Here is a 24,971-nt window from a genome sequence, read left to right on the forward strand (position 1 = left end):
AAGGATGCAATGAAGTTCATCGGAAAATTTCTCTTTACGCTACTGCTACTGCTGCTACTCCTGATCGTGGTGGTATACGTTTTACTGCAAACGCGCTGGGGCGCAGGCTGGGTAAGCCGTTGGATCACGGATAATACGGACTATCATCTTTCCGTAACCAAAATTGAGCATAACTTCTCTAATCCTTCCCACTTTATCCTGGATGATTTTAGCTTCGGTCACGATGGGCAGCCCGCTATTGTGGTGGCGAAGCGAGTCGATCTTGGGCTGGCGTTGACTCAGTTTAGCGATCCGCTGCATTTCGATACTATCACCCTACATGAGGGTGTGCTGAACGCCGCTAATATGGCCAACCGCATCGCCTGGCCAATGCGCGCTAACCGCCTACAACTTAATGAGATGGCGATTAATAGCCCGCAAAGCGCACTGCCGTTCAGCGCCGGGCAAGTGACTGGCGGCGTGATACCGTGGAAACCCGAAGTCGGCGATTTGCTGGGAAATAACGCCAGTTTCCAAATGAGCGCCACAACCATGAAGCTCGATGGTGTAGTGGGAAATAATGTGCTGATTCAGGGGCGTATCGCCAACAATCAATGGGTGTTTAGTAACGTGGGCGCTGATTTAGCGCGGGGTTCAATGACCGGTAGCGCGCAGCGTGACGCGCAGGGTAACTGGAACATCGCCAGGTTGCGTCTGACCGATATCCGCCTGCAAACCGATCGGACGTTACAGGATTTTCTGAAACCGCTCATGGCGCTGCCCTCCATTCATATCGATCGCATGGATATGACCGATGCCCGGCTGCAAGGGCCAGATTGGGCAGTGACCGATCTTGATCTGGCGCTGAAGGATTTCACGTTGCGCGGCGAGGACTGGCAAAGCGACGGCGGCTCTCTCTCGATGAACGCCAGTAACTTTATCAATGGGCGCCTTGAGCTGAATGATCCGATTCTCAACCTCAGTTTCTCTCCGCAGGGCATACAGATTACGCAGTTCAGTTCACGCTGGGTCAATGGGCTGGTACGCGCCGAGGGTAACTGGGCGCGTCAGAATAAACGCTTAACGCTGGATGAGTTGATGCTGGCGGGGCTGGAATATACCTTGCCGGATAACTGGCGTGACCGCTGGATGCAGCCGCTACCGGGCTGGCTCGACAGTGTGGCAGTCACCAAATTTAGCGGTAACCGCAACCTGGTTATTGATATTAATCCGGATTTTCCTTTCCAGATGACCGCGCTGGACGGTAACGGCAGCAATTTGCTGATGGCGCGTAATCACCAGTGGGGCATTTGGTCGGGCTCGCTGAACTTCAATGCGGCGGAAGCGACGTTCAATCGCACCGATTTACGTCATCCCTCAATTGCACTCACCGCTGATGATAATCAAATTAAGGTGACCGAGCTGAGCGCGTTTACCGGTACCGGTATGGTGGAAAGCCTGGCGACGCTTGATCAAGCGCCAACCCGTAACCTGGCGCTAACGCTTAACGGGCGTTCGGTTCCGGCTAACCTCCTGCATAACTGGGGTTGGCCAGCCGTCTCGCTGGAAGGGGATGCGACGATGCAGTTAAAACTTAATGCCAGCCTCGCCGCCGGGACGCCGCTGAAATCCACGGCAAATGGTACGCTGACCATTAATAAGGATCAGCAGTCAGTACAACAAACGCTGCATAACGGCGCGCTACAACCCTAGCCAAACCGCAACGGGCGGCATTCAACCGCCCGTTCGCTGGCCAATTAGCCGCCAGAACCACCGGCTTCCAGCGGGCCATCCGGATCGGCTGGCAACACGATATAAACACCTTCGAATACCGCGCCACACTCATCATTGCCAAACAATTCAACCTCTAGCTGAACGCGCGCTTTGCGCCCGCGCGCTAAACGATCAAGATCGCCACTGAGCGACCCTAAATCCGCCACCGCCCCCGGCCTGCCCATAATCGGATGGCTATAGCGGATATGCGCGTCGGCCAAAATAATCGTGCCGCCTAAGTGGCGTTCGCGTAGCAACAGCCAAATCAATCCCCAGCCGGTCAGTGTAGCGAGTGAAAACAGGCTGCCGGCGAAAAGGGTATGGTGTGGATTCTGGTTGCCGGTTTCCGGCATGGTGGTAATAAATTTCTGGCCGGTATATTGCGTGATACGCACCCCCATCTTTTCACTGAGGGGGATATGGTCATACCATGCCTGCTGCAACTGCCCGCACCAGTCAGCGCGGTGCAAAATATCATCCAGCGTAATCACTGGCTTGATCATCAAAAAATGGCGCACTGGCGTGGTTTGCGGCGCGGTAATTTCCCCTTCGTTGAAGTAACCCAACTTGGCAAAGAAATCCACTGCGTCTTCGCGCGCGCTACACACCACACGCTTTGCGCCTTCCTGCCGCGCCACCGACTCCAGCGTCATCGCTACCAGCGTTCCCAGCCCTTTTCCCTGAACGGAAGGATGCACCGCCAGAAAACGGATCGCGGCTTCATTATCGGCATTGATATATAACCGCCCAATGGCAACCGGCTCGCCCTGTTCGTCCACCACCATTTGATGATGCGCCATCGCGTCCCAGGCATCGCGCTCCGATCCCTGCGGCTGATGTAACGGTTTCCGCAGCATTTCCCAGCGAAATTGATAATAGATAGCCAATTCTTCGGCTGTTTCAGGAACGCGAAGGTGATACATAAAATGATTCTCTCTTTCTGAGCCCGTATGGCCTAACCCTTGCCGTTCAGCTAAATGCCTCACACTTGCAACCAGAAGGTGACTGGGCCGTCATTCACCAGCGCCACTTGCATATCAGCGGCGAAACGCCCGGTTTCCGTGGCAATGCCATGCGCCTGGCAACACGCGGTAAAATAATGGTACAAGCGCTCCGCTTCCACAGGCTCCGCTCCGCCGGAAAAACCCGGCCGCATTCCTTTTTGCGTATCCGCCGCCAACGTAAACTGTGAAACCACCAGCACGCTACCTCCGGCCTGCTGAACGTTTAGATTCATCTTGCCATTTTCATCGCCAAAGATGCGATACCCAAGCACACGCTCAGTTAAGCGCTGCGCTTTTTGTTCGGTATCGCCCTTTTCTACGCCCAGTAAAACCAGTAACCCGGCGCCAATTTCACCCACGGTTTCCCCTGCAACGGTAACGCTGGCATTTAGTACGCGTTGAATTAACGCAATCATACTTCCTCGTGTTTGATTTCTTGCTCTTCTCTTCGCTGTTGACGGTAGTCCGACAATGTGGCGGTGACCTCCGCGCCCAGCAACACGATGCACCACGTCCAGTAAACCCATAAGAAGAGTATAGGTACGACGGCCAGTACACCATAAATTAACTGGTATGAAGGAAACATCGTAACATAGAGCGCAAAGCCTTTTTTGCCCAACTCAAACAGTAGGCCAGCCACCAGCGCGCCGATTAATGCATCACGCGGCGGAACACGTGCAGTAGGAACAATGCTGTAAAGCAGCCAAAACGCCAGACAAGAGAGCAATAACGGAAAGATCCGCAGCACAGAATCAACCAAGCCGGTCACCCCGGTCACCGCCACCCAACGTAGCGACAACAGATAGGAGCTAATGGCTAAGCTGGCCCCCGCCAATAGCGGGCCTAACGTTAAAATCATCCAGTAAACGGCGAAGGAGTAAACCAGCGGGCGCTTTTTACTACTGCGCCAAATCACGTTTAAAGCGCTGTCGACCGAATGCATCAGCAGTAATGCGGTGACAATTAACCCAATGGCGCCGAACACGGTCATTTTATTGACGTTAGCGACAAACTGCTCCAGATAGTGCTGGATAGTGCTACCGGCCGCTGGCATAAAATTAGCAAAAATAAAGTTTTTAAGCTGAACGCTGATCTCTGAAAAGACCGGGAAGGCTGCGAAGAGAGCGAAAACTACCGCAATTAAGGGAACCAGCGCCAGCAAGGAAACAAACGCCAAGTGCCCGGCTAACGTCGTCATCCCATCGCTATCAATCCGATGCCATAATAGTTTCCCCCACGCGACCGCCGCACGCACTCTGCCGCGCTCTGCGTTTCCCCCGGCCATCATGCCAGGCGGCTGGCGAAGTAACCTGGCACCACACCCGCATCCGTCACGTGAACACTGGTAATACCCAATGCCCGCGCCGCTTCAATGTTTGCCAGATTATCGTCAAAAAACACCGCTTGCCCGGCGGTAACGCCCTCTTCCGCCAAGACTTTTTGGTAGATTTGCGGCTCCGGTTTACGCACCCCCATATCCTGCGAGAGATAAAGTTTATCTGCCGCTTGTTGAACTTCAGGGTATTGCGAGGGCCAATATTTGCAGTGTAAACGGTTGGTATTGGAGAGAATGACGACGCGTTCGCCCTGTTCACGCAGGCGAGTCATAATATTGATGACCTCCGGACGCACCCCGACAAAAACCGCCTGCCAGCCAGCGGTAAATTGCTCAAATCCGAGTGCAATATCTAATTCCGCGCACAGGTTAGCAGCGAATTGCTCATCGCTGATTTCGCCCCGTTCATGTTGTTCGAAATTTTTGCCCATCTGAAAACGGCTTTGTAATAACGCTAACGGAACACGACCCAGATCGCTCCAGACACCGAGCACCCGATTGAAATCAATATCAACAATGACGTTACCTAAATCAAAGATATACAGCATGGTCATCTCCTTTTGCTCCGTTTTACTATTCACTCTAGCGGTAAAATGTCTGGCTGAACAGGTCAGACCGCAAAGGAAATCAGAAATCGGAACAGTGCGCAGAGAATAGGATGCAAACGATGATTTTTTATGGCGGGCAGGGATTAACAGGCAAAAAAAAGCCCCGTTAACGGGGCCTTTCAATCAATCTACTAACCAAAAAATTAAACGTCTTTGCTACCGCGAGCGGCGCGTTTACGATCGTTTTCGGTCAGATGACGCTTACGAATACGTACCGATATCGGCGTAACTTCGACCAGTTCATCATCATCAATGAACTCCAGCGCCTGCTCCAGTGACATTTTCACCGGCGGAACCAAGGTCGTCGCTTCATCAGTACCGGAAGCACGCATGTTAGTCAGTTTCTTACCGGTCAGGCAGTTAACCGTCAGGTCATTAGAACGGCTATGAATACCGATGATTTGGCCTTCATAGACTTCTGCACCGTGACCAAGGAACAATTTACCGCGATCCTGCAAGCTGAACAGGGCGAACGCGACCGCTTTACCCTGACCGTTAGAAATCAGTACGCCATTCTGACGCTGGCCAATTTCACCCGGACGAACATCATCGTAGTGGCTGAAGGTGGAGTACAGCAGACCAGTACCGGATGTCATGGTCATAAACTCGGTACGGAAACCGATCAAGCCACGAGCCGGAATCAGGTAATCCAGACGAATACGACCTTTGCCGTCCGGAATCATGTCCTTCACATCGCCTTTACGCTCACCCATCGCCTGCATCACCGAACCCTGGTGCTGCTCTTCGATATCCAGCGTCACGTTTTCAAAAGGTTCTTGCATGCGGCCATCAATCATACGGTTGATAACTTTCGGACGTGATACCGCCAGCTCAAACCCTTCACGACGCATGTTTTCAATCAACACCGACAGGTGAAGCTCGCCACGGCCGGAAACACGGAACGCATCAGCGTCATCGGTTTCTTCTACACGCAGCGCAACGTTGTGCACTAACTCTTTGTTCAGACGCTCAAGAATCTGACGAGAGGTAACGTATTTGCCCTCTTTACCGCAGAACGGCGAGGTATTAACGTTGAAGAACATGGTTACCGTTGGCTCATCCACGCTCAGCGCTGGCAGCGCTTCAACGTTTTGCGGATCGCAAATAGTGTCGGAAATGTTCAGTTCGCCCAAACCGGTGATGGCAATAATATCGCCCGCTTCCGCTTCAGTCGCATCAATACGCTCCAGCCCCAGATGGGTCAGCACTTTGCCGACTTTACCGTTACGGGTTTTGCCTTCGCTATCAATGATAGTCACTTGTTGGTTCGGTTTTACTTTACCGCGTTTGATGCGACCAATGCCGATAACACCCACATAGTTGTTGTAGTCCAACTGCGAAATCTGCATTTGGAACGGCGCTTCCAACTCCACTTTCGGTGGAGATACATGGTCGACAATCGCCTGATACAGCGGCGTCATATCATCGGCCATCTCGGAATGGTCAGTACCGGCAATACCATTCAGCGCGGACGCATAGATGATAGGGAAATCAAGCTGCTCATCGGTCGCGTCAAGGTTTACGAACAGGTCAAAAACCTGGTCGACAACCCAATCAGGACGCGCGCCAGGACGGTCAACTTTGTTGATAACCACGATTGGCTTCAGGCCGTTAGCAAAGGCCTTTTTGGTCACGAAACGCGTTTGCGGCATCGGGCCGTCCATCGCATCAACAACCAACAGCACTGAGTCAACCATAGACATTACGCGCTCTACCTCGCCACCGAAGTCGGCGTGTCCTGGAGTATCAACGATGTTGATGCGGTAGTCGTTCCATTTAATAGCGGTGTTTTTCGCGAGGATAGTAATCCCGCGTTCTTTCTCCAGATCGTTGGAGTCCATTACGCGCTCGGTTGCTTCAGTACGCTCATCAAAGGTACCGGATTGTTGCAACAGTTTGTCGACCAGCGTGGTTTTCCCATGGTCAACGTGCGCAATAATGGCGATGTTACGCAAATTTTCGATCACAGCTTTGCCTCAGGCATTAGAAATAGCGCGCTATTGTACACGGATTAATCGAAGGACTGAACAGGATCACACTTTTCACAGAAAGATTGTCGTCAGGATTGCTTTTAACGCCGTTTCGAGTGCAAAAAATGCACTCAGGCGGCGTTTTGCACCAAAATAGTGCCCTTAAATCACCCCAATGCACCATCATGGTGCGCGACATCCATTATGGTGCAGTTCCCGATTCACGAGAGGGCGCATAATAGCGCCTTTTCGGGTAAATAAAAAAGTTGGCATAGAATTCGCTTTAAACAGATTAAGCGAAAACGGCAGTTTCCATAACGGTTAATAGCTTGTCTGAGAACCCGGCATCGTAGTTGTACGCAACGCTTTACGCCTAACAGCTACATAAAAGTTCTCGAACCACGACGACAATGACAATATCCAGGAGAGTTGAGTATGTCCGCTGAACACGTTCTGTCGATGATGAACGAGCACGAAGTAAAGTTCGTTGACCTGCGCTTTACCGATACTAAAGGTAAAGAACAGCACGTTACTATTCCCGCGCACCAGGTTAATGCCGACTTCTTCGAAGAAGGTAAAATGTTTGATGGCTCGTCTATTGGCGGCTGGAAAGGCATTAATGAGTCCGATATGGTTCTGATGCCGGATGCAAGCACCGCCGTTATCGACCCGTTCTACGAAGATCCGACGCTGATCATCCGTTGTGACATTCTCGAGCCTGGCACCATGCAAGGTTATGACCGCGATCCGCGTTCCATCGCGAAACGCGCGGAAGATTTCCTGCGCTCTTCCGGTATCGCCGATACCGTCCTGTTTGGGCCTGAGCCAGAGTTCTTCCTGTTTGATGATATTCGTTTTGGCAGCAGCACCTCGGGTTCACATGTGGCGATCGATGATATCGAAGCAGCATGGAACACCGGTAAAGAATATGAAGGCGGCAACAAAGGCCACCGTCCGGGTATCAAAGGCGGTTACTTCCCGGTTCCGCCGGTCGATTCTTCACAAGACATTCGTTCTGCCATGTGTTTGACCATGGAGCAGATGGGTCTGGTTGTTGAAGCTCATCACCATGAAGTGGCCACTGCAGGTCAAAACGAAGTGGCTACCCGCTTCAATACCATGACCAAGAAAGCCGACGAAATTCAGATCTATAAATATGTCGTGCACAACGTTGCGCATGCCTACGGTAAAACCGCAACCTTTATGCCGAAACCTATTTTCGGTGATAACGGTTCAGGTATGCACTGCCATATGTCTTTGTCTAAAGGCGGCACCAACCTGTTTGCGGGTGATAAATACGGCGGCCTGTCTGAAACCGCGCTGTTCTACATCGGCGGTATTATCAAGCACGCAAAAGCGATCAACGCCCTGTCAAACCCGACGACTAACTCTTACAAGCGTCTGGTCCCGGGTTACGAAGCACCGGTTATGTTGGCTTACTCTGCGCGTAACCGTTCCGCCTCAATCCGTATTCCGGTGGTTGCCAGCCCGAAAGCGCGTCGTATCGAAGCGCGCTTCCCGGATCCGGCGGCTAACCCATACCTGGCGTTCTCCGCCCTGCTGATGGCGGGTCTTGACGGTATCATCAACAAAATCCATCCTGGCGATGCGATGGATAAAAACCTGTATGACCTGCCGCCGGAAGAAGAAGCTGAAATTCCAAAAGTAGCAGGTTCATTAGAAGAAGCGCTGAATGCACTGAGCGAAGACCGTGAGTTCTTGACTCGTGGCGGCGTGTTCACTGATGAAACGATTGATGCTTACATCGAACTGCGTAAGTCTGAAATGGACCGCGTGCGTATGACGCCGCACCCGGTAGAGTTTGAGTTGTACTACAGCGTTTAATTAAGTTGTTTTTGTTGCCGTGGAAACTTTAGCCCATCCTCGTGATGGGCTTTTTTCTCCATCCGGGCGTGCTTCACGCCGCGCAACCACTATAATGCACCAAAATGGTGCTTATGCCTCCGGGCCCAGGAGAACGCTGTATGGCAACCGGCACGCTGCCCGATGCTGGGCAGATTCTCAACTCGCTAATTAATAGTATCTTACTGATTGATAGCGAATTAGTGATCCACTACGCCAATCCCGCGGCGCAACAATTGCTGGCGCAAAGCTCACGTAAACTGTTCGGTACCCCGTTGCCGGAACTGATGGGCTATTTTTCGCTCAATGTCGACGTGATGCGCGAAAATCTTGATGCCGGGCAGGGGTTTACCGATAGCGAAGTCACGCTGGTCGTGGATAGTCGGGCACACATTATGTCCCTGACGGCTCAACGCCTGCCGGATGGTTTTATCCTGCTGGAGATGGCGCCGATGGATAATCAACGCCGCCTTAGTCAGGAGCAAATTCAACATGCTCAACAGGTTGCAGCACGTGATTTAGTGCGTGGGCTGGCGCATGAAATAAAGAATCCGCTCGGCGGGTTACGCGGCGCGGCGCAGTTGCTCGCCAGAGCGCTGCCAGATCCGGCATTAACCGAATACACCAAAGTTATCATTGAGCAGGCCGACCGTCTGCGAAATTTAGTTGATCGGCTGTTAGGGCCTCAGCAGCCGGGGATGCATGTTACGCAGAGCATTCATCAGGTTGCGGAACGCGTGGTAAACCTGGTTTCGATGGAGCTACCGGATAATGTGTCGCTGGTGCGTGATTATGACCCTAGCTTACCGGAACTCCCGCATGACCCGGATCAGATTGAGCAAGTGTTACTTAATGTAGTGCGTAACGCGCTACAGGCGCTGGGTGAAACCGGCGGCACCATTACCTTGCGCACCCGGACGGCATTTCAACTCACGCTGCATGGCGTACGTTATCGGCTGGTCGCACGTATTGATGTCGAAGATGATGGTCCGGGCATTCCGGCTCAGTTACAGGATACGTTGTTTTATCCGATGGTGAGCGGGCGCGAAGGCGGCACCGGTTTGGGGCTCTCTATCGCCCGCAGCTTAATCGATCAGCACTCTGGCAAGATTGAGTTTAACAGTTGGCCTGGACATACCGAATTTTCGGTTTATCTGCCTATTCGTAAGTAGAGGTTTCTATGCAACGAGGGATAGTTTGGATCGTCGATGACGATAGCTCCATCCGCTGGGTGCTTGAACGTGCGCTCACGGGAGCCGGTTTAAGCTGCGCCACCTTTGATAGTGGTAACGAAGTGCTGGAAGCGCTGGCAACCAAAACCCCAGACGTTTTATTGTCAGATATTCGTATGCCGGGTATGGATGGATTGGCGCTCCTCAAACAAATTAAGCAACGCCATCCGATGTTGCCGGTGATCATCATGACCGCGCATTCCGATCTGGATGCCGCGGTGAGCGCCTATCAGCAAGGCGCGTTTGACTACCTGCCGAAGCCGTTTGATATTGATGAAGCGGTGGCGTTGGTCGAGCGTGCAATCAGCCACTATCAGGAGCAGCAGCAACCGCGTAATCAACCGGTCAATGGGCCCACAACCGATATTATTGGCGAAGCGCCCGCCATGCAGGATGTGTTCCGGATTATTGGACGGCTATCGCGCTCCTCCATTAGCGTATTAATTAATGGTGAATCCGGCACCGGTAAAGAATTGGTCGCTCATGCTTTACACCGTCATAGCCCGCGAGCCAAAGCGCCCTTCATTGCGCTGAATATGGCGGCGATACCAAAAGACTTAATTGAGTCTGAATTATTTGGCCATGAGAAAGGCGCGTTTACCGGCGCCAATCAAATTCGCCAAGGGCGCTTTGAACAGGCGGATGGCGGTACGCTGTTTTTGGATGAAATTGGCGATATGCCGCTGGATGTGCAAACACGTCTGTTACGCGTATTGGCCGATGGTCAGTTCTATCGCGTGGGTGGCTACGCACCGGTAAAAGTTGATGTGCGTATTATTGCCGCGACACACCAGAACCTTGAGCTACGCGTGCAAGAAGGTAAATTCCGCGAAGATCTGTTCCACCGTTTAAACGTCATTCGTGTGCACCTGCCGCCACTACGTGAACGTCGAGAAGATATTCCTCGCCTGGCGCGTTATTTCCTGCAGGTGGCCGCGCGTGAGTTGGGGGTTGAGGCCAAAATTCTGCATCCGGAAACTGAAACCGCGCTAACGCGGCTGCACTGGTCAGGCAACGTACGCCAACTGGAAAACACCTGTCGCTGGCTGACGGTTATGGCCGCCGGGCAAGAGGTATTGATCCAGGACTTACCCGCAGAGTTGTTTGAAACGACGACGCCCGATAATAGCACGGTACAATCGCTGCCTGACAGTTGGGCCACGCTGCTGGCGCAATGGGCCGATCGCGCCTTACGCTCCGGTCATCAAAACCTGCTGTCAGAAGCGCAACCTGAAATGGAGCGCACTCTGCTGACCACCGCGTTACGCCATACCCAAGGGCATAAGCAAGAAGCGGCTCGCCTGCTAGGTTGGGGAAGAAATACCCTGACGCGGAAATTAAAAGAGCTGGGAATGGAGTAAGCGCAAGGAAATTGTAAAAAGGCTACTTATTGCACAATTTGATGCGGTAATTAGTCTTTACAGACCGGTGTCGTTAAGTATTATTCTCAGCGGCTATCGGGAGGAATATCATGTTCGAATCACTCATTAACTTTGTGTCGCAAAGCGCCGAGGCGGGGACGGCAGTAAGCCATTCTCCACAAACGGCGTTAGCCGCCGTGCTTTGCGCAGTGATGATTAATTTGTTCAGTTGAGCATGAAAAGGCCGGGTTATGACCCGGCCTTTTGCTTTCTGGCGATTGCCGCTTATATCACGCGCGAAAACTGCTGCATGCGCGCCTTCTGGCGCAGGTAGACATCAAAACACATACAGATATTCCGGATCAGTAACCGCCCTTTTGCGGTGACCTGCAGCCCTTTCTCATCGCAATCCACCAGCCCATCAGCGATAAATGGGCGCAGTAACGCCAAGTCTTCAGCAAAATAGTCAGTGAAATCAATTTTCCACTGCTGCTCAATCTCGGCAAAGCGCAGCGAGAAATTACAAATCAGCGTCTTAATCACATCGCGGCGCAAACAATCATCTTCCGTCAACGCCAGGCCACGCCAGAGACCATGCTGGCATTTTTCAACGCTGGCATACCAGGCATTCAGCTCTTTCTGGTTCTGCGCGTAGCAGTCACCCAACATACTGATTGCTGACACGCCCATTCCCAGTAAATCTGAATCGCCCTGCGTGGTATACCCCTGAAAGTTACGATGCAATTTCCCTTCACGCTGCGCAACAGCCAATTCATCATCCGGACGGGCGAAATGATCCATCCCGATAAATTGATATCCCTCAGCGGTGAGCGTGGCGATAGTTTGCTGCAGAATATCGAGTTTCTGACTGGCGTTCGGCAACTCTTCTTCTTTAATTTTACGCTGAGCGGCAAACAGTGCCGGGAGGTGTGCATAATTAAACACGCTAAGGCGGTCGGGATTCAGTTCAGCCACTTTTTTTAAGGTAAAGGCAAAACTTTCCGGCGTCTGTTTCGGTAAACCGTAAATCAGATCGATATTGCTGGAAGTAAAGCCAAGCCGACGGGCGCGCTCAATCAAGGCGAAGATGAAGGCTTCATCCTGTACCCGATTAACCCTCTCCTGTACCTCTTTATTAAAGTCCTGCACACCCATGCTAAGACGGTTAAAGCCCGCGGCGCGTAGGTGATCCAGCACATCCAGCTCAATTTCACGTGGATCAACCTCAATCGACAATTCCGCTTCGTCGCTAAAACAGAAGTTTTCACGTAATAAGGTGATCAGGCGAGTAATTTGCGATTTGTTCAGATAGGTCGGCGTACCGCCGCCCCAGTGCATCTGCGTGACGGTACGCTGGTTAAACAGCGGCGCACGATGACGAATTTCCTGCGCCAACACATCCAGATATCGATCGGCTTTATGCTGCTGGCGCGTTACCTGCTTATTGCAACCGCAGAAGTAACAAAGACGATGACAAAACGGAATGTGAATATAGAGCGAAAGCGGGCGCTGCGGATAACGCTGCGCGGCGTGAGTAAAATCTTTCTCGGTGAACGCCTGACTAAACTCTAGCGCGGTGGGGTAAGAGGTATAACGCGGCCCGGAATAGTTATATTTCTGAATCAGGCCCGGATCCCATTCAATCTGTGGCAATGACATGATCACTCCTTCCGTTTACGGCGTATTACCGACCGTGGCAAGGGCGCTGGCGGATGTCGTTGCCGGCTAACGGTCGCTCGGCGCAACCGAGATTTCAGCCGCGCCAGACGCCGTAGTTTAACCAATAACCGGATCAGAAAATACGCCAGAAAAAGGGCCAAAATTGATCCAGGCCAAAACATATCGGAAAACCTTAATAGAGAGACAGAGCGTTTATCAGAACGTCCATCAAATAATGCCTAAAGGCGCTTAATTACCACCTTTAAGCAGACGATACATATCCTCTTCACCTTCATCATCTTCAATATCGTCATCCAAATCGATACCCAACTGTTCCATCAACGCATCAATACGATCGAGTGTTTGATCGAGCCAGGCCTGGTCGCTGGCAGGCAGCGTCTCGCCATTTTCCAGGCGGTCCAACAGCGTATCCAGACGCTCATCGTTTTCCAGCGCCGCCAGCTCTTCTTGTGGATTGAGCGTGGGCTTAGGCGCGGCTTTCGCTTTTGGCTGCGGCTTAACTACCGGCGCTTTATCTTCAGCGATTAATGCAATGGGTTTCTTGCTACCGATACGTGGATCTTTCGTGGCGGCGCCGCGACCTTTATTTTGCCCGGCGACCACTGGATTCGCACGGCTGCCGGATGCATTGCCGCGATGTTTTTTATCACGCTTTTGATTGCGCGCTTCCTGATTGAGTTCTTCGCGCGTTTTACGTTTTGCTTTTGGCGCGGATGTTCGGTTTTGGGGCGCTCGTGCAGGTTGCTTCATGATGTCGACTCTCAGGGTTTTTACTCAGTATATACTCTAAATAATTCGAGCTGCAGAAAGGCGACCAACGCACATGAAGCTTGAAATATGATGAGTATGGAATTGCGGCGGAATCTATCAGAAACCAGGCAAAGAAAAAAGGCGACAGGTCACCCTGTCGCCTTTTTTCGCACCTTCCGTAGAAGGACAGTCTTCCTTTACATCCTTTCAAGCATACAACGTCCCGGTTTTTCCCTTTGCCGTCCACTCTTCCAGAGCGTATCCATTTCCCTTCTGGCCCGCTCCATCAGACCTCAATCCTATTCCCCCCACTCTTCGCCATCATGGCTATCCGTGAGCGCTTCGTTTAAGAAGAGAGCATCAAGCTCTGAGAATTACTTTAGCTTAACTGGTTAAACTAACAATATATAAAAAAGGTTATAAACGCTGTGTTTTACAGAAAAATAAGCAATTTATTGATTAATATAATTAAATTTACAGAAACTTTTGTTTAAAAGCGCTAAAAACTGGCAGTAACAATGGCAAATATCTCACAAAATTGTTGGATAGTAAGCCACCGGGCGCGCCGCCCTCTTTACGGGTATAATGACGCCATTCGTCTCATCGACCTGATCTGGAGTTCCTATTTTGTCTGGCTGGAATTATCACGTAACCCATTTTGTCACCAGCGCACCCGATATTCGCCATCTTCCTGCGGATACGGGTATTGAAGTCGCGTTCGCGGGTCGTTCAAACGCCGGTAAATCCAGCGCATTGAACACTCTGACGAACCAGAAAAGCCTGGCTCGCACCAGTAAGACGCCCGGTCGTACGCAATTAATTAACCTCTTTCAGGTGGCAGAAGGCATCCGCCTGGTCGATTTACCCGGCTATGGTTATGCCGAAGTCCCGGAAGAGTTAAAACGTAAATGGCAGCGCGCGCTAGGGGAATACCTACAAATGCGTGACTGCCTGAAAGGTCTGGTGGTACTGATGGATATTCGCCATCCGCTAAAAGATCTCGATCAGCAGATGATTCAATGGGCGGTGGAAAGCGGCATACCGGTACTGGTGTTGTTAACCAAAGCCGATAAGCTGGCCTCCGGCGCGCGTAAAAGCCAGTTAAATATGGTACGGGAAGCCGCGCTGGGTTTTATGGGCGACGTTCAGGTAGAGATGTTCTCTTCCCTGAAGAAAATTGGCGTGGACAAACTGCGGCTAAAACTGGACCGTTGGTTTAGCGAAATCCCCCCGTCAGTAGAAACACCGGCAGAGTGAGTGGTTGGCGAGCAATGTCTTGCCATCGCGGTTCATTATCTGGCAAACGCCCAATAAAAAACGCCCCAGTCATAACGACTGGGGCGGCTAATATTCAGCCAAATCCGATTACGTGAAGTAAAAGGTCTGAAAGATAGAACATCTTACCTCTGTACCCTACGCCTTGAACTTTACCTGATTTTTTCTGAGCGAAAAAGCGTTTTTTGTAGTTAATTTTCATAAAATGGCAGCATTTTACCGACATCTGTCACAGAAAATGATTCATCCTGTGGCTTAATTACAAAAAAAGTGCTTTAGAGAGAAAAGGTTAGCGCATCCTGTAACCGAAACCCTGATGAAACGGGAAGCTGAAGCGATTAAGTAGATTTTTTTCTTATGGCTGACGGCGCTGCCTTTTATTCTGCGCAGCGCCGGCTAATCACCACCTGACGTTTAGTGCGCCTGATCCCAGTTATCGCCAACGCCCACATCAACGCGCAACGGTACATCCAGTGTCATGCTGCTTTCCATTAATTGACGAATTTTCTGATTAGCGCTTTCCACCACGCTTTGTTCCACCTCAAACACCAGCTCATCGTGAACTTGCATAATCATTTTTACACCGACGGCCTCTGGCGTTAACAGCCATTCGTCTACCGCAATCATGGCACGTTTAATAATATCTGCCGCCGTGCCCTGCATCGGCGCATTGATTGCCGCACGCTCGGCCGCTTTGCGCCGAATCGCATTACCAGACTGAATATCTGGCAGGTACAGACGGCGCCCGTCCAGCGTGGAAACATACCCCTTCTCCGCCGCTAGCTGCCGCGTGTTCTCCATATATTGCAGCACGCCAGGATAACGCTCGAAGTAAAGATCCATATATTTCTTCGCTTCGCCGGCGCCAATATTCAGTTGCCGCGATAAACCAAATGCGCTCATCCCGTAAATCAACCCGAAGTTAATCGCCTTCGCGCTACGTCGTTGCTCACCGCTCACTTTCTCCAGCGCGACGCCAAACACCTCTGCCGCCGTCGCCCGATGGATATCCTGACCTTCGGCAAACGCACCCAGCAACCCCTTATCTTGCGACAAGTGCGCCATGATCCGCAGCTCTATCTGTGAATAGTCCGCCGCCACAATGCGGTGCCCTTTTGGCGCAATGAAGGCCTGGCGAATACGACGCCCTTCTTCATTTCGTACCGGGATGTTCTGCAAGTTAGGATCGGTCGAAGACAAACGTCCGGTCGCGGTAACCGCTTGATGATAAGAAGTATGAACGCGCCCGGTGTGCGGATTAATCATCAATGGCAGTTTATCGGTATAGGTCGATTTCAGTTTGGACAAACCACGATGCTCAAGGATGACTTTTGGCAGCGGATAATCCAGCGCTAGCTCGGCCAATACTTCTTCACTGGTTGAAGGCGCGCCGCCCGGTGTTTTTTTGGTGGGCTTAATGCCCTGTTTTTCAAACAGTATAGTTTGTAGTTGCTTGGTGGAAGAGAGGTTGAAAGGTTCTCCCGCCAACTCATGCGCCTTCAGTTCCAGCTCCGATAGACGGCTGGTTAACTCTTTCGAGTGCGCGGCCAGGATATTCTGGTCGATTAAAACGCCGTTACGTTCAATCCGGGAGATGACCGTGAGTAGCGGCATTTCAATCTGTTCAAACACCGCTTTTGGCCCCGCCTGATTTTCCAGCTCAGGCCACATCTTCAAATGCAACTGGAGCGTCACATCAGCATCTTCTGCGGCATAATGCGCCGCCTGCTCTAATGCGATCTGATTGAAGGTCAGTTGATTTTTACCCTTACCGGCAATCTCTTCAAAGGTAACGGTTTTATGGTTCAACCACCGCGATGCGAGGCTGTCCATATCATGTCTACCCGCCACGCTGTTAAGCATGTATGACTCAAGCATGGTGTCAAATTTAATGCCGCCAAGCTCAATATCGTAGTTCTTCAGTACACCTCGATCGTATTTCAGGTTCTGGCCTACCTTCAGCAACCGGTTATCTTCCAATAATGGTTTCAGCTTCGCCAATACCTGCTTGCGATCTAACTGGTCTGGCGCATCAAGATAATCATGCGCAACGGGCAAATAAGCGGCCTCACCCGGTGCAACGGCAAAAGACAGCCCAATAATTTCAGCGCTGATGGTATCGAGCGAGTTGGTTTCCAGATCAAAGGCAAAAAGACCGCTATTTTGTAGCCGCGCAAGCCACTCATCAAATGTTTTGTCATCCAAAATGGTGACATAACCATCGGCGGAGAGCACGCTCACCGCTTCCGGCTGTACGGTGGTTTTTTCCACCCGTTTTTTTTGCGCAGTAAGGTTACTTTTCTTGCCCTGTAGCCATTTGCCCTCTTCCAGATCGCTTAGCCAACGCTTAAATTCGTAGTGTTTAAATAGCTCTAATAGCGCTTCTACGCTTGGTTCACTGACCGTCAGCTCTTCGCAGGTGACCTCTAATTCCACATCCGTTTTGATGGTGGCCAATTGATAGGAGAGGAAAGCGACCTCTTCATTTTCCGCAAGCTTCGCCGCCATGGTTTTGGCGCCACGGAAGGAAAGCCCGACCACTTTATCTAGCTGGTCATAAATCGCGCTCATTCCGCCTAACCCTTGCAACAAGGCCTGCGCAGTTTTCTCACCCACGCCGGGCACTCCGGGAATGTTGTCCGACGAGTCTCCCATCAATGCCAGGAAATCAATGATCAACTCCGGCGGGACACCATACTTTTCCGTGACCTCTTCCGGACCGAGCACGGTGTTATTCATGGTGTTGATCAGCGTGATATTCGGCGTCACTAACTGCGCCATATCTTTATCGCCAGTACTGATCAGCACCGCGCGCCCCTGTTGTTCCGCCTGAAGCGCCAGTGTGCCAATAACGTCATCCGCCTCCACGCCTGAAACTGCCAGTAGAGGTAACCCCATGGCTTTTACCATTTGGTGTAGTGGTTCTATCTGCGCACGCAAATCATCCGGCATCGGGGGACGATGAGATTTGTAGTGTTCAAATAACTCATCGCGAAATGTTTTTCCTTTGGCGTCAAACACCACCGCGACATGGCTCGGCTTATATTGCAATAACAGGCTACGCAACATATTAAGCACACCGTACATTGCGCCTGTTGGTTCGCCCGCGCTATTTGTCAGCGGCGGAAACGCATGGTAAGCACGATATAAATAAGAGGAGCCGTCTACCAGAATCAGCGGATTTTCTGCGATTTGAGCCATAAGTCGTCACATTCTTCGTTAGTCATTTGAATGGGGTTAAGCATGCCACAGCTTAGGTCTAAAGATGAAATTACCAGGGCAAATAACGCGATAAAGATTGCCTGGTTGCGGGCTCTCTCCCGAGATCCTTCCTGTGGATAACTTTGTGTGTAAATTTACTGGCGCAAGGTTATTTGCATAACCTGACAGTTAATTAAGAAATAAAAAACATATAATTCAATAGGTTATTGTAATATTTCAATTATTTGTAGCATTTAAAATGAAACACATCGATGTGGATATAAATATTAGGGATCCGTTAGAGAGACAACATCTCTGGCTAAAGATCGCATTAATTTACGATATTTATCCTGGTTGAAAGCGGGCTTATAAAGTGCCAATTACCGTAGGGACAAAGAGATATAACGCCGGTTTTACCGGCGTTATTGCGGGAAACTTACTTCTGCGCAACCAGGAATTTCACTACGCTGGCGTATTGCTGAACATAGTTATCCATCGAACTGGTATCCAGACCGCCGTTATTCACCATATATTTGCCGTTTACAAACATGGCGGGAACACCCTGCAAGTTGAAGTCAACCGCGGCTTTTTCTTGCTGCGAAACTAACGCTTTTACCGCGAAGCTATTCCAGGCCGCGTCATATTGTTCAGGCGTAATACCTGACGCTTTTACAAACGCGTCTTTCAGGCTTGCAGCATCAGTGATGGTTTGCGTTTTCTGAATACCGTCAAAGATAGCCGGAGTAACTTTATCTTCAACACCAAGCGCCATTGCGACCGCCCAAGCGTGCGTTACCACCGGGCCAAAATCACCGCCCAAGAAGTCAACATGGTATTTGGTAACCTTTACGCCTTCAGGCAGGCTTTTCTTCACGGTATCGCTGACGTGGTAAACACGTTCAAACTGATAGCAGTGCGGGCAGAAAAATGAGAAGAACTCTGTTACCTGAGACGCTCCCGCAACGGCAGGTTTAACAGCAACATATTGCTGGCCTTCAGAAAATTGCGCAGCGGAGGCGCTAAAGGCCAGAGCCAATCCAACCAGCGCAAACCATAACTTTTTCATCGTGAAACTCTCTCCTTAATGCAAGATCAAAATTCAGGCATTAACTGTAGCGGCGGTTCTTGCAACAGCTTGTCCTGCTCAGTAAAAATAGAAATTTGTCGGCGCCAAAAATCCTCATCCGTCATCCACGGAAAATTACGTGGAAAAGCAGGGTCTTCCCAGCGACGCACGATCCAGGCCAGATAATAAACCATGCGCATCGCGCGTAAAGGTTCAATCAGTGACAATTCGTTAATATCAAAGTCCCGGAATTCGCTGTAAGCCTCCAACAGAATATCCCACTGGATACGTTGTTCACGGCGATCGCCATTCACTAACATCCATAGATCCTGAACTGCCGGGCCATTACGCGCATCATCAAGATCGACAAAAAATGGCCCGTCACGCCAGAGAATGTTGCCGGGATGGCAATCCCCATGTAGCCGTAACGGCACCCAGTTAGTATGCCAGCTTTCATGTAAAGATTTATCTAGCCGTGCCACGCTGCGCAATAAAGCGGGTTTAAGTGAGGCAGGGATCAGGGAACACTGTTCAAGCAGCCGTTGAGGCTCGGTGAGATATTCAGCTAAACCGAAGGTTGGACGATGGCTAAATAGGCGCTGGCTTGAGGTTTGGTGAATACGAGCAATAAAACGCGCAACCCACTCCATTTGGTCCTCATTATCCGTTTCGTACTGTCGGCCGCCTAAACTCGGAAACACCGCGAACCAGAAGCCATCGTGCTGATTGAGAGTATTTCCCTGCAAGCTAAGTGGCGCCGCCAGCGGAATTTCCGCCGCCTGCAGTTCCGCCGCAAGCTGATGCTCTTCTCCGATTTGTTCAGCCGACCAGCGTTGTGGACGATAAAACTTCACCACGTAACGCTTTTTATCTTCATCAGAGAATTGATAAACCCGGTTCTCATAACTGTTTAACGCGGTCAGGCCGGATTCAACACGTAACCCAACATCCCATAATGCATCAACGATGGTGTCGGGATTTAACGTCTGAAAATTAAATGCCGCATGGCTCATATTCGCTGGCCGCTCTGTTCGCTTGATATAGCGTGTAAGGATACCACTAAATGGTAGAAAGCCAGGCGGCGGAGCGGATTTAATCCTTAATCACGCCGCGAGCGCGTAGCAGAGCAGTTTTGAAATCCTCTTCGTAATCCTTTTTCAGGCCAGGGATCACAGCGCTCTTGTCCGTACCGCGCATTTTTAGATGATAAATCAATGTATCATCCGTCATTTCAGCCAAAGCGCCTTTAAAGCCTGACTCATCGGCCAGTTTCTGTAAAAATTGCAGCAGATTAAGATCGGGATCTTGTTGCCATGCGGGCTGTAACAATTCAATCAGTTCATTCAGGCGTTGGCATTTCATATTGGTTATCCTTGAAAGAGTTATTACCCGCTACGTTAACAGGGTTATACAGCGATGAAAAGCGAGGCATCAGGCAATGCGTCAACAATGTAATCAGGTCACCGGCGTTATTCTTGCCGGCGGACGTAGCCAGCGTATGGGTGGTGAGGATAAGGGGCTGATGATGTTCCGTACTCAACCTCTTTGGCAGCATGTCTTGCAACGATTACAACCGCAGGTGGCGCAAGTCGTTATTAGCGCTAATCGTCACCCGCAGCGTTATCGGCAAAGCGGTTTAACGGTGATCGGCGATACATTGCCTGATTTTCCCGGGCCATTAGCGGGTATGCTGGCGACATTACGGGCCATTGATACCGAATGGGCGGCGTTCAGTTCCTGCGATACACCGTTTATCCCTCATGATTTTGTTCAGCGTTTATGGCAGGAAAAACATGACGCGCAAGCTGTGTGGGTGCGTTCTGCCGCACGCGATCATCCGGCTCTGGCATTGGTCCATCGCGATGTTGCCGATCGGCTCGAGGATTTTTTGCATCGCGGTGAGCGTAGGCTAAGGCTATTTTTACAGCAGGTCGGGGGGCGGCCGGTGCTTTTCGATGATGATGAGCGCCTATTTATTAATATCAATACGCCGCAGGATTTACTGCTCTATCAGGAAGAGAAATAGATGGTTCCATTACTTGCTATCGTCGCATGGAGTGGCACGGGTAAGACCACCTTACTCAAACAGTTGATCCCTTTGTTAAAAGCGAAAGGTATTCGGCCAGGTTTAATCAAACATACGCATCATGATATGGATGTTGATAAACCAGGTAAGGATAGTTATGAGCTGAGGAAAGCGGGGGCCGATCAGGTGTTGGTTGCCAGCCAGCAACGCTGGGCGTTGATGACCGAGACGCCTTTCGGTGAAGAGCCGAATTTAGCATGGCTTGCCAGTCGGATGGATGTAACCAAGTTGGATCTGGTGCTGGTTGAAGGGTTTAAAGGCGAAGCCGTACCAAAAATAGTGCTTTGGCGTGAGGGGCTTGCTCGTTCCGTCGATGAGTTACTGGATTCGAGCGTTATCGCCGTCGCCAGCGATAATCATCTGATGAGTGCTTTGCCGGTGCTCGATCTAAATCATCCGTCTTGTATTGCTGAGTTTATTGTCGCGTGGCTGGAGCAGATTCGTTCGCAGCCAGTATCGTGACTGGCTGATTTTACCGCAACGAAAAAAGCCCCGTACGTCAGTACGGGGCTTCGTTCTTGATATAATGCCTGGCAGTTCCCTACTCTCGCATGGGGAGACCCCACACTACCATCGGCGCTACGGCGTTTCACTTCTGAGTTCGGCATGGGGTCAGGTGGGACCACCGCGCTAGTGCCGCCAGGCAAATTCTTGCTGCACGGAACGAATATAACGCTCTGCTGCTGCGTTGCCTGCGCTTGCAAAGTCAGTCACATACCTTATGTATGCTCCCTCCTTTCCTGCGCTGGTCGCCTTGCTTCAGCACGTTCTCTTTCGTTCCCGCAAATTCGTTTATCCGGTAAACTCGCTGAAAACTAAAATCGCGTCTCTCAAGAACGCCTCTGGCGTTGTAAGGTTAAGCCTCACGGGTCATTAGTACCGGTTAGCTCAACGCATCGCTGCGCTTACACATCCGGCCTATCAACGTCGTCGTCTTCAACGTCCCTTCAGGACCCTCAGGGGGTCAGGGAGAACTCATCTCGGGGCAAGTTTCGCGCTTAGATGCTTTCAGCGCTTATCTCTTCCGCATTTAGCTACCGGGCAGTGCCATTGGCATGACAACCCGAACACCAGTGATGCGTCCACTCCGGTCCTCTCGTACTAGGAGCAGCCCCCCTCAGTTCTCCAGCGCCCACGGCAGATAGGGACCGAACTGTCTCACGACGTTCTAAACCCAGCTCGCGTACCACTTTAAATGGCGAACAGCCATACCCTTGGGACCTACTTCAGCCCCAGGATGTGATGAGCCGACATCGAGGTGCCAAACACCGCCGTCGATATGAACTCTTGGGCGGTATCAGCCTGTTATCCCCGGAGTACCTTTTATCCGTTGAGCGATGGCCCTTCCATTCAGAACCACCGGATCACTAAGACCTGCTTTCGCACCTGCTCGCGCCGTCACGCTCGCAGTCAAGCCAGCTTATGCCTTTGCACTAACCTCACGATGTCCGACCGTGATTAGCTGACCTTCGTGCTCCTCCGTTACGCTTTGGGAGGAGACCGCCCCAGTCAAACTACCCACCAGACACTGTCCGCAGCCCGGATTACGGGCCAACGTTAGAACACCAGCCATTAAAGGGTGGTATTTCAAGGGCGGCTCCACGGGAACTGGCGTCCCCGCTTCAAAGCCTCCCACCTATCCTGCACATCAAGGACCAGTGTTCAGTGTCAAGCTGTAGTAAAGGTTCACGGGGTCTTTCCGTCTTGCCGCGGGTACACTGCATCTTCACAGCGAGTTCAATTTCACTGAGTCTCGGGTGGAGACAGCCTGGCCATCATTACGCCATTCGTGCAGGTCGGAACTTACCCGACAAGGAATTTCGCTACCTTAGGACCGTTATAGTTACGGCCGCCGTTTACCGGGGCTTCGATCAAGAGCTTCGCGTTGCCGCTAACCCCATCAATTAACCTTCCGGCACCGGGCAGGCGTCACACCGTATACGTCCACTTTCGTGTTTGCACAGTGCTGTGTTTTTAATAAACAGTTGCAGCCAGCTGGTATCTTCGACTGCCTTCAGCTCCGTGAGCAAGTCACTTCACCTAACGACAGCGTGCCTTCTCCCGAAGTTACGGCACCATTTTGCCTAGTTCCTTCACCCGAGTTCTCTCAAGCGCCTGGGTATTCTCTACCTGACCACCTGTGTCGGTTTGGGGTACGATTTCGTGTTGCCTGATGCTTAGAGGCTTTTCCTGGAAGCTGGGCATTTGTTACTTCAGCGCCGTAGCGCCTCGTCGTCACACCTCAGCGTTAACGGCCTTCCGGATTTACCTGGAACGCCCGCCTACATGCTTAAACCGGGACAACCGTCGCCCGGCTAACATAGCCTTCTCCGTCCCCCCTTCGCAGCAACACCAAGTACGGGAATATTAACCCGTTTCCCATCGACTACGCCTTTCGGCCTCGCCTTAGGGGTCGACTCACCCTGCCCCGATTAACGTTGGACAGGAACCCTTGGTCTTCCGGCGAGCGGGCTTTTCACCCGCTTTATCGTTACTTATGTCAGCATTCGCACTTCTGATACCTCCAGCAGCCCTCACAGGCCACCTTCGACGGCTTACAGAACGCTCCCCTACCCAACAACACTTACGTGTCGCTGCCGCAGCTTCGGTGCATGGTTTAGCCCCGTTACATCTTCCGCGCAGGCCGACTCGACCAGTGAGCTATTACGCTTTCTTTAAATGATGGCTGCTTCTAAGCCAACATCCTGGCTGTCTGGGCCTTCCCACATCGTTTCCCACTTAACCATGACTTTGGGACCTTAGCTGGCGGTCTGGGTTGTTTCCCTCTTCACGACGGACGTTAGCACCCGCCGTGTGTCTCCCGTGATAACATTCTCCGGTATTCGCAGTTTGCATCGGGTTGGTAAGCCGGGATGGCCCCCTAGCCGAAACAGTGCTCTACCCCCGGAGATGAATTCACGAGGCGCTACCTAAATAGCTTTCGGGGAGAACCAGCTATCTCCCGGTTTGATTGGCCTTTCACCCCCAGCCACAAGTCATCCGCTAATTTTTCAACATTAGTCGGTTCGGTCCTCCAGTTAGTGTTACCCAACCTTCAACCTGCCCATGGCTAGATCACCGGGTTTCGGGTCTATACCCTGCAACTTAGCGCCCGGTTAAGACTCGGTTTCCCTTCGGCTCCCCTATGCGGTTAACCTTGCTACAGAATATAAGTCGCTGACCCATTATACAAAAGGTACGCAGTCACCCCATAAATGAGGCTCCCACTGCTTGTACGTACACGGTTTCAGGTTCTTTTCACTCCCCTCGCCGGGGTTCTTTTCGCCTTTCCCTCACGGTACTGGTTCACTATCGGTCAGTCAGGAGTATTTAGCCTTGGAGGATGGTCCCCCCATATTCAGACAGGATACCACGTGTCCCGCCCTACTCATCGAGCTCACAGCCAGTGCGCTTTTGTGTACGGGGCTGTCACCCTGTATCGCCGGCCTTTCCGGACCGTTCCACTAACGCACAAGCTGATTCAGGCTCTGGGCTGCTCCCCGTTCGCTCGCCGCTACTGGGGGAATCTCGGTTGATTTCTTTTCCTCGGGGTACTTAGATGTTTCAGTTCCCCCGGTTCGCCTCATGCCACTATGTATTCATGACATGATGATGCACCGAAGTGCACCGGGTTTCCCCATTCGGACATCGCCGGCTATAGCGGTTCATATCACCTTACCGGCGCTTTTCGCAGATTAGCACGTCCTTCATCGCCTCTGACTGCCAGGGCATCCACCGTGTACGCTTAGTCGCTTAACCTCACAACCCACAGGCGTCCTGTGCGTTA

General features: G+C 51.5%; 20 protein-coding genes and 2 rRNA genes. 8 read left to right on the top strand and 14 right to left on the bottom strand.

The window, feature by feature from the left end; translation table 11 throughout:
- The first annotated feature begins 9 nt into the window (after positions 1 to 9).
- A complete protein-coding gene (locus tag PMPD1_RS21250; protein ID WP_173635911.1) occupies positions 10 to 1,692 on the top strand; it encodes an AsmA family protein in 1,683 nt (560 codons plus the stop codon).
- A gap of 44 nt (positions 1,693 to 1,736) precedes the next feature.
- Here the strand turns inward: PMPD1_RS21250 and fabY are convergent, their stop codons facing one another.
- The 5 genes from fabY to typA all read right to left on the bottom strand — a co-directional run bounded on the left by fabY (position 1,737) and on the right by typA (position 6,667).
- Positions 1,737 to 2,675, bottom strand: a complete 939-nt coding sequence (fabY, locus tag PMPD1_RS21255; RefSeq protein WP_173635912.1) for a fatty acid biosynthesis protein FabY — start codon at positions 2,673 to 2,675, stop codon at positions 1,737 to 1,739.
- A gap of 59 nt (positions 2,676 to 2,734) precedes the next feature.
- Entirely contained in the window at positions 2,735 to 3,172 is a 438-nt protein-coding gene (dtd, locus tag PMPD1_RS21260; protein ID WP_173635913.1) for a D-aminoacyl-tRNA deacylase, read from the bottom strand.
- On the bottom strand, positions 3,169 to 4,041 hold the full coding sequence (locus tag PMPD1_RS21265; protein ID WP_173636312.1) for a virulence factor BrkB family protein: 873 nt from the start codon (positions 4,039 to 4,041) through the stop codon (positions 3,169 to 3,171). The genes dtd and PMPD1_RS21265 overlap by 4 nt, the downstream gene beginning before the upstream one ends.
- The gene (gene yihX, locus PMPD1_RS21270; protein WP_173635914.1) at positions 4,041 to 4,640 is read right to left on the bottom strand and encodes a glucose-1-phosphatase; all 600 of its coding nucleotides are present in this window, start codon (positions 4,638 to 4,640) and stop codon (positions 4,041 to 4,043) included. The genes PMPD1_RS21265 and yihX overlap by 1 nt, the downstream gene beginning before the upstream one ends.
- 203 nt (positions 4,641 to 4,843) lie before the next feature.
- Complete coding sequence (typA, locus tag PMPD1_RS21275) at positions 4,844 to 6,667, bottom strand: ribosome-dependent GTPase TypA (protein ID WP_173635915.1); 1,824 nt, start codon at positions 6,665 to 6,667, stop codon at positions 4,844 to 4,846.
- A gap of 438 nt (positions 6,668 to 7,105) precedes the next feature.
- Here typA and glnA point away from each other — a divergent pair, with 438 nt between their 5' ends.
- The 4 genes from glnA to PMPD1_RS21295 all read left to right on the top strand — a co-directional run bounded on the left by glnA (position 7,106) and on the right by PMPD1_RS21295 (position 11,359).
- Positions 7,106 to 8,515 carry a glutamate--ammonia ligase gene (gene glnA, locus PMPD1_RS21280; RefSeq protein WP_173635916.1) on the top strand — a complete coding sequence of 470 codons (1,410 nt, stop codon included), beginning with the start codon at positions 7,106 to 7,108 and terminating at the stop codon, positions 8,513 to 8,515.
- Between the two features lie 140 nt (positions 8,516 to 8,655).
- A complete protein-coding gene (gene glnL, locus PMPD1_RS21285) occupies positions 8,656 to 9,705 on the top strand; it encodes a nitrogen regulation protein NR(II) (protein WP_173635917.1) in 1,050 nt (349 codons plus the stop codon).
- 8 nt (positions 9,706 to 9,713) lie between these two features.
- The gene (gene glnG / locus PMPD1_RS21290; RefSeq protein WP_173635918.1) at positions 9,714 to 11,126 is read left to right on the top strand and encodes a nitrogen regulation protein NR(I); all 1,413 of its coding nucleotides are present in this window, start codon (positions 9,714 to 9,716) and stop codon (positions 11,124 to 11,126) included.
- Between the two features lie 110 nt (positions 11,127 to 11,236).
- Entirely contained in the window at positions 11,237 to 11,359 is a 123-nt protein-coding gene (locus tag PMPD1_RS21295; RefSeq protein WP_173635919.1) for a YshB family small membrane protein, read from the top strand.
- A 52-nt stretch (positions 11,360 to 11,411) separates the two neighbouring features.
- Here PMPD1_RS21295 and hemN read toward each other — a convergent pair whose 3' ends face one another.
- Together hemN and yihI are read right to left on the bottom strand one after the other, a co-directional pair.
- Positions 11,412 to 12,785: an oxygen-independent coproporphyrinogen III oxidase gene (gene hemN / locus PMPD1_RS21300; RefSeq protein WP_173635920.1), complete on the bottom strand. Its 1,374-nt coding sequence runs from the start codon at positions 12,783 to 12,785 to the stop codon at positions 11,412 to 11,414.
- 249 nt (positions 12,786 to 13,034) lie between these two features.
- A complete protein-coding gene (gene yihI, locus PMPD1_RS21305; RefSeq protein ID WP_173635921.1) occupies positions 13,035 to 13,556 on the bottom strand; it encodes a Der GTPase-activating protein YihI in 522 nt (173 codons plus the stop codon).
- Positions 13,557 to 14,183: 627 nt separating this feature from the next.
- Here yihI and yihA point away from each other — a divergent pair.
- Complete coding sequence (gene yihA / locus PMPD1_RS21310; RefSeq protein WP_173635922.1) at positions 14,184 to 14,813, top strand: ribosome biogenesis GTP-binding protein YihA/YsxC; 630 nt, start codon at positions 14,184 to 14,186, stop codon at positions 14,811 to 14,813.
- Positions 14,814 to 14,907: 94 nt separating this feature from the next.
- Here the strand turns inward: yihA and spfP are convergent, their stop codons facing one another.
- The 5 genes from spfP to PMPD1_RS21330 all read right to left on the bottom strand — a co-directional run bounded on the left by spfP (position 14,908) and on the right by PMPD1_RS21330 (position 20,460).
- Positions 14,908 to 14,955: a small protein SpfP gene (gene spfP / locus PMPD1_RS22950; protein WP_071892919.1), complete on the bottom strand. Its 48-nt coding sequence runs from the start codon at positions 14,953 to 14,955 to the stop codon at positions 14,908 to 14,910.
- A 290-nt stretch (positions 14,956 to 15,245) separates the two neighbouring features.
- On the bottom strand, positions 15,246 to 18,032 hold the full coding sequence (polA, locus tag PMPD1_RS21315) for a DNA polymerase I (RefSeq protein ID WP_173635923.1): 2,787 nt from the start codon (positions 18,030 to 18,032) through the stop codon (positions 15,246 to 15,248).
- A gap of 436 nt (positions 18,033 to 18,468) precedes the next feature.
- A complete protein-coding gene (gene dsbA, locus PMPD1_RS21320) occupies positions 18,469 to 19,098 on the bottom strand; it encodes a thiol:disulfide interchange protein DsbA (protein ID WP_173635924.1) in 630 nt (209 codons plus the stop codon).
- A 26-nt stretch (positions 19,099 to 19,124) separates the two neighbouring features.
- On the bottom strand, positions 19,125 to 20,111 hold the full coding sequence (locus PMPD1_RS21325) for a serine/threonine protein kinase (RefSeq protein ID WP_173635925.1): 987 nt from the start codon (positions 20,109 to 20,111) through the stop codon (positions 19,125 to 19,127).
- 79 nt (positions 20,112 to 20,190) lie between these two features.
- Positions 20,191 to 20,460 (bottom strand): YihD family protein, encoded by a 270-nt coding sequence (locus PMPD1_RS21330; protein WP_173635926.1) that lies wholly within the window; start codon positions 20,458 to 20,460, stop codon positions 20,191 to 20,193.
- Between the two features lie 76 nt (positions 20,461 to 20,536).
- Between PMPD1_RS21330 and mobA the strand changes: the two genes are divergently transcribed.
- On the top strand, positions 20,537 to 21,124 hold the full coding sequence (gene mobA, locus PMPD1_RS21335) for a molybdenum cofactor guanylyltransferase MobA (RefSeq protein WP_173635927.1): 588 nt from the start codon (positions 20,537 to 20,539) through the stop codon (positions 21,122 to 21,124).
- Entirely contained in the window at positions 21,125 to 21,646 is a 522-nt protein-coding gene (mobB, locus tag PMPD1_RS21340) for a molybdopterin-guanine dinucleotide biosynthesis protein MobB (RefSeq protein WP_173635928.1), read from the top strand.
- A gap of 66 nt (positions 21,647 to 21,712) precedes the next feature.
- Here the strand turns inward: mobB and rrf are convergent.
- Together rrf and PMPD1_RS21350 are read right to left on the bottom strand one after the other, a co-directional pair.
- Positions 21,713 to 21,828, bottom strand: a 5S ribosomal RNA gene (rrf, locus tag PMPD1_RS21345).
- 208 nt (positions 21,829 to 22,036) lie between these two features.
- Positions 22,037 to 24,943 (bottom strand): 23S ribosomal RNA (locus PMPD1_RS21350).
- Positions 24,944 to 24,971: the final 28 nt, after the last annotated feature.

The sequence above is a fragment of the Paramixta manurensis genome (assembly GCF_013285385.1).
Classification (GTDB): Bacteria; Pseudomonadota; Gammaproteobacteria; order Enterobacterales; family Enterobacteriaceae; genus Paramixta; species Paramixta manurensis.

What these genes read in the sequence shown, in the direction of transcription:
- dsbA (WP_173635924.1), bottom strand. Translation starts at nt 19,098, where the DNA reads ATGAAAAAGTTATGGTTTGCGCTGGTTGGATTGGCTCTGGCCTTTAGC.
- glnG (WP_173635918.1), top strand. Translation starts at nt 9,714, where the DNA reads ATGCAACGAGGGATAGTTTGGATCGTCGATGACGATAGCTCCATCCGC.
- polA (WP_173635923.1), bottom strand. Translation starts at nt 18,032, where the DNA reads ATGGCTCAAATCGCAGAAAATCCGCTGATTCTGGTAGACGGCTCCTCT.
- mobB (WP_173635928.1), top strand. Translation starts at nt 21,125, where the DNA reads ATGGTTCCATTACTTGCTATCGTCGCATGGAGTGGCACGGGTAAGACC.
- mobA (WP_173635927.1), top strand. Translation starts at nt 20,537, where the DNA reads ATGCGTCAACAATGTAATCAGGTCACCGGCGTTATTCTTGCCGGCGGA.
- PMPD1_RS21295 (WP_173635919.1), top strand. Translation starts at nt 11,237, where the DNA reads ATGTTCGAATCACTCATTAACTTTGTGTCGCAAAGCGCCGAGGCGGGG.
- PMPD1_RS21330 (WP_173635926.1), bottom strand. Translation starts at nt 20,460, where the DNA reads ATGAAATGCCAACGCCTGAATGAACTGATTGAATTGTTACAGCCCGCA.
- yihX (WP_173635914.1), bottom strand. Translation starts at nt 4,640, where the DNA reads ATGCTGTATATCTTTGATTTAGGTAACGTCATTGTTGATATTGATTTC.
- dtd (WP_173635913.1), bottom strand. Translation starts at nt 3,172, where the DNA reads ATGATTGCGTTAATTCAACGCGTACTAAATGCCAGCGTTACCGTTGCA.
- glnL (WP_173635917.1), top strand. Translation starts at nt 8,656, where the DNA reads ATGGCAACCGGCACGCTGCCCGATGCTGGGCAGATTCTCAACTCGCTA.
- PMPD1_RS21250 (WP_173635911.1), top strand. Translation starts at nt 10, where the DNA reads ATGAAGTTCATCGGAAAATTTCTCTTTACGCTACTGCTACTGCTGCTA.
- yihI (WP_173635921.1), bottom strand. Translation starts at nt 13,556, where the DNA reads ATGAAGCAACCTGCACGAGCGCCCCAAAACCGAACATCCGCGCCAAAA.
- fabY (WP_173635912.1), bottom strand. Translation starts at nt 2,675, where the DNA reads ATGTATCACCTTCGCGTTCCTGAAACAGCCGAAGAATTGGCTATCTAT.
- glnA (WP_173635916.1), top strand. Translation starts at nt 7,106, where the DNA reads ATGTCCGCTGAACACGTTCTGTCGATGATGAACGAGCACGAAGTAAAG.
- hemN (WP_173635920.1), bottom strand. Translation starts at nt 12,785, where the DNA reads ATGTCATTGCCACAGATTGAATGGGATCCGGGCCTGATTCAGAAATAT.
- PMPD1_RS21265 (WP_173636312.1), bottom strand. Translation starts at nt 4,041, where the DNA reads ATGGCCGGGGGAAACGCAGAGCGCGGCAGAGTGCGTGCGGCGGTCGCG.
- PMPD1_RS21325 (WP_173635925.1), bottom strand. Translation starts at nt 20,111, where the DNA reads ATGAGCCATGCGGCATTTAATTTTCAGACGTTAAATCCCGACACCATC.